Origin of the sequence: Actinomadura fibrosa, from assembly GCF_900659615.1 — a bacterium.
Taxonomy (GTDB): domain Bacteria; phylum Actinomycetota; class Actinomycetes; order Streptosporangiales; family Streptosporangiaceae; genus Spirillospora; species Spirillospora fibrosa.
In genome coordinates this window covers 1-4,697 of sequence record NZ_CAACUY010000421.1, presented here as the reverse complement: position 1 = coordinate 4,697, position 4,697 = coordinate 1, and the positions used below count along the sequence as shown (strand labels likewise).

The window sequence follows — 4,697 nt, the reverse complement described above, 5'->3', positions numbered from 1 at the left end:
CGGGCCGCGCAGCTGCGCGACACGATGCCGCAGCCGCCCGTCGCGGTGGACGAGATGCCGCCGCCGGCCCCCGCGCCGATGGCCGACCCGATGGCGGGCCCGCCGCCGGGGGCCGTGCCGCAGGCCGCGCTCCAGGGCGGCCCCTCCCGGCGCGGCGGCGCCCGGAAGTGGACCTGGCTCGTGGTCGTCGCGGGCGTCGTGGTGGTAGGCGTCGTGGCGGGCGGCTTCGTGCTGCTGCAGAACGTCCGGAACGGCTACTACATCGGCGAGAAGAACAACCAGGTCGTCCTGTACCGGGGGACGCCCGATGTCAAGCTGCCGCTGATCAGCCTGTCCCGCAAGGCGCCCGAGAAGGACCAGCCGAATCCGCCGATCCCGATCGACGACCTGCCGAAGAACCTCCAGGCGAACGTCCGGGAGGGCTACTCGGTCAAGGGCAAGAGTGCGGTGGCGACGCTCCAGAGCAACGTGTGCAAGTACGTCCTCTCGGACAAGGGCGGCAAGGTCGTCGTGATCCGGGGCAAGGGCCAGCGGAACTGCGAGGCCGCCGAGGTCATGGGCAGCAACGTGGCGACGGCCGGGCTGCCCGCGTCGGACGTGACCAACCTGTCCAGGGGCGGGTTCGCGCTGGTCGGCCGGCAGGCCGCGGCGGCGAAGCTCAAGGACCTGGAGAACCGGGCGAACGAGTGCAAGGCGCGCAACCCGCGCATTCAGGACTGCCCCGCGAACGGGGGGAAATCCTAGATGAGCACGATCGGGCAGCAGATCAGGGCGCACCTGCCGTACCAGCGGCGGAACGCGGCCTCGCTGGCACTGCTGGTCTTCGCCATGGTGCTGACGCTGTCGGCGTTCGCCGAGGTCGGGCTGGCCCGTGACGGCTACATCCCGAAGGGCCTGTTCATCTACGGCGGCGGCCTCGTGGTGCTGGCCTTCGCCGCCTACTTCGTCCAGGCCAAGTTCGCGTCGTACGCCGACCCGCTGCTGCTGCCGCTCGCGGTCGCGCTGAACGGGCTCGGGCTGGCGATGATCTACCGGCTCGACCTCGACACCAGCGACGACCGGAAGACCGCCGCGGCGGCGGGCAAGAAGGTCCTCCAGGACGCGGCCGACGCACCGGGCCAGCTGGTCTGGACGTTCGTCGGCATCGCGCTCTTCGTGGCCGCCATCCTGATCATGCGGGACACCGACAAGACGGACGCGCCGCTGTCGTTCACCCCGAAGACCGCCCAGCGCTACACCTACCTGATCGGCCTCACCGCGATCATCCTGCTGCTGCTGCCGATCGTCCCGGGCCTCGGCGCCGAGGTGAACGGCGCCCGCGTCTGGATCTTCATCGGCCCGCTGTCGGTGCAGCCGGGCGAGTTCGCCAAGCTGCTGCTGGTCGTGTTCTTCGCCGGCTACCTGGTCAACAAGCGGCAGGCGATGTCGCTGATCGGCAAGAAGATCGGCCCGGTGAGCCTGCCGCGCGGCCGCGACCTCGGCCCGATCCTCGTGATCTGGTTCTTCTGCCTGGGCGTGCTGTTCATGCAGAAGGACCTCGGAACGGCGCTGCTGTACTTCGGCCTGTTCGTGTCGATGCTGTACATCGCCACGCAGCGGGTGTCCTGGGTCGTGATCGGCGTCGGCCTGCTGACGGTCGGCGTGTTCATCGCGACGCTGCTGCCGTTCATGGGCCACGTCAACCAGCGCATCGACATCTGGCAGAACCCGAAGCCGTACTTCGACGGCGGCTGCCTGCTGGAGAGCGGCAAGGTCGTCCCCGTCAACCCCGACACCGACATCTACAAGCAGTTCAAGGCCCAGGGCGCCATCTCGCCCGGCTTCTCCGCGTGCGCCAAGCTCGGCGGCGAGTACTCCGACAGCGCGCAGCTCATGAAGGGCCTGTTCTCGCTCGGCCAGGGCGGGGTGCTCGGCACCGGCCTCGGCCAGGGCGAGCCGTGGCGGACGCCGCTGTCGTTCAGCGACTTCATCTTCGACTCGATGGGCGAGGAGCTCGGGCTGACCGGGCTGATGGTGCTGCTGCTGATCTACGCGCTGATCGTGCAGCGCGGGATGAAGACCGCGGTCGCGGCGCGCGACCCGTTCCTGAAACTGTTCGCCGGGGGCGTGTCGTTCGTCCTCGGGCTCCAGGTGTTCGTGATCGTCGGCGGCGTCACCCGGCTGATCCCGCTCACCGGTCTGACGACGCCGTTCCTGTCCCAGGGCGGGTCGTCCCTGATGGCCAACTGGATCCTGATCGCGATCCTGGTCCGGATGAGCCACGACGCCCGCAAGCCCGCCCCGCAGGCGATCCAGGACGAGGGCATGACCCAGATCGTGAGCACGAGGTGAGCGGCGCCCCGAGCGCCGAGGGGGATCCGACCCGATGAACATGGACAAGCCGATCCGGCGCGTGGCGATCTTCGCGCTGCTGCTCTTCTTCGGGCTGATGGCCCAGGTCAACTACGTCCAGGGCAGCCAGGCGGAGGACCTGCGCACCGACAAGCGCAACAGCCGCCAGTTCGCGGACGTCTTCAACTCGCCGCGGGGGCAGATCTCGGCGGGCGGCGTGGTCCTCGTGACCTCGCAGGAGACCGGCAAGGACAACCCGAAGTACGGCCGGAACTACAAGGAGGGGCCGATCTTCGCCCCGGTCACCGGCTTCTTCGGCGGCAGCGGCAGCGCGAACGGCGTCGAGCGCGCCTACAACTCGCTGCTCGCCGGCAAGGACAAGCGGATCACGCGGCAGCACTGGTTCGACACGTTCATCGGCAAGAAGCCCGAGGGCGCCGACCTGGAGCTGACGATCAACCCCGCGGCGCAGCGGACGGCGTACGAGCAGCTCAGGTCGCAGACGCAGGCGGGCCGCCGCGGCGGCGCCGTGGTGATGGACATCAAGACCGGCGCGGTGCAGGTCGCGGCGGGCTACCCGTCGTTCGACCCGAACGAGGTCGCGCCGCAGACCGGCGAGAAGGGCTCCAAGCGGCTGGCGGAGCTGGACCAGGGCAAGGGCGTCATCAAGCCGCTGGTCGACAACGCGCTGAGCCAGACGTTCCCGCCCGGCTCGTCGTTCAAGGCCGTCACCTCGGCGGTCGGCATGGAGTCCCTCGGCCTGAACGAGCAGAGCATCGTCAACACCGGGCAGTTGATCCTCCCCGAGTCGGGCAGGCCGCTGCCGAACTCGCACGACCACGGCAACTGCGGCAGCCAGGCACCGCTGAAGGGCGCGTTCGCCGAGTCCTGCAACACCTCGTTCGGCAAGATGGCGCTGGACCTCGGCATCCAGCAGCTCAGCGACGGCGCCTCGAAGTTCGGGTTCAACAAGCGCGTGAACATCGAGCCGGACTTCCCGTCGGCCGAGAGCTCCGTGCCCGTGTCCGTCCAGGACGCGAACGGCAAGACGATCCCGACCGGCAAGGACGGGACGGCGCGGTCCGGCATCGGCCAGGAGAACGTGCGGGCCACGCCGCTGCAGATGGCGATGGTCGCGGCCGCGATCGCCAACAACGGCAAGGTCATGAAGCCGTACGTGGTGCAGAAGGCGCGGGCCAAGGACCAGAGCGAGGTCTACAGCGCCTCGCCGGAGCAGTTCGCGGAGCCGATCAAGTCCGACACGGCCGAGCAGCTGCGCGACATGATGCGCGCGGTCGTCTCCGAGGGCACCGCCAAGAACCTCCAGGGTCGCAACATCGCCGGTAAGACCGGTACCGCGGAGCAGGGCGGCGGCATCCCGAACTCCCGGTGGTTCGTCGGGTTCGGCCCGATCGAGAACCCGCGGTACGCCTTCGCGGTGATCACCGAGGGTCCCAACGACGGCGCCACCAACGCCGGGCCGGTGGCCGCGGCGATCATGGCGCAGGTGCTGAAGAAGTGAGCGCGGGCCTCGTCCTCGACCGTCGGTACCGGCTGCTGGAGCGGCTGGCCACCGGCGGGATGGGCGAGGTCTGGCGGGCGTCCGACGAGCGCGCCGGCCGGCAGGTGGCGGTCAAGCTGCTGCGGCTGGAGTGGGGGTCGGACGCCACGGCCCGGTACCGGTTCGAGGCGGAGGCGCGGTTCGCCGCGGAGCTCCGGCACGGCGGGATCGCCCAGGCGTACGACTTCGGCGAGCAGGACGGCCGCACCTACATCGTCATGGAGCTGGTCCGCGGCGAGCCGCTCGACGAGATCCTCGCGCGCGACGGCGGGCTGCCGGTGGAGGCCGTCCTCGACCTGATCGTCCAGGCCGGGCGGGCGCTGACAGTGGCGCACGAGGCCGGGGTCGTGCACCGCGACGTCAAGCCGGCCAACCTGATGCTGTCCACCGACGGCACCCTCAAGATCACCGACTTCGGCATCGCGCGGCGGCTGGCGGCGGCGTCGCAGACCCAGACCGGGATGGTCATGGGGACGGCGCACTACATCTCGCCGGAGCAGGCGTCCGGGCAGGAGCTCAGCGGCGCGGCCGACATCTACTCGCTCGGCGTCGTCGCCTACGAGTGCCTGACCGGCGCGCCGCCGTTCGACGGCCGGACGCCGGTCGAGATCGCGATGAAGCACGTCAGGGACGCGCCGCCGGAGCTGCCGGCGCGGGTGCCCGCCCCGGCCCGCGCGCTCATCGCGCAGATGCTGGCGAAGGCGCCGGGAGACCGCCCGCCCGACGCCGGGACGGTCGCCGACCGCGCCCTGGCGATCCGCGCCTCGCTCAGCACGGGACACGCCGGCCGGACCCGCGGGAGGGC

At 70.5% G+C, this 4,697-nt stretch carries 3 protein-coding genes and 1 pseudogene; all 4 read left to right on the top strand.

Annotated features, from left to right (window positions below; translation table 11 throughout):
* Positions 1-744 (top strand): annotated as a pseudogene (locus E1300_RS51010) (serine/threonine-protein phosphatase); the annotation flags it as partial.
* A complete protein-coding gene (locus E1300_RS47685) occupies positions 745-2,331 on the top strand; it encodes an FtsW/RodA/SpoVE family cell cycle protein (RefSeq protein ID WP_131763861.1) in 1,587 nt (528 codons plus the stop codon).
* Positions 2,332-2,365: 34 nt separating this feature from the next.
* Positions 2,366-3,853 (top strand): peptidoglycan D,D-transpeptidase FtsI family protein, encoded by a 1,488-nt coding sequence (locus E1300_RS47680; protein ID WP_131763860.1) that lies wholly within the window; start codon positions 2,366-2,368, stop codon positions 3,851-3,853.
* On the top strand, positions 3,850-4,697 hold an 848-nt coding region (locus E1300_RS47675; protein WP_131763859.1), incomplete at its 3' end, for a serine/threonine-protein kinase. The genes E1300_RS47680 and E1300_RS47675, both read left to right, overlap by 4 nt.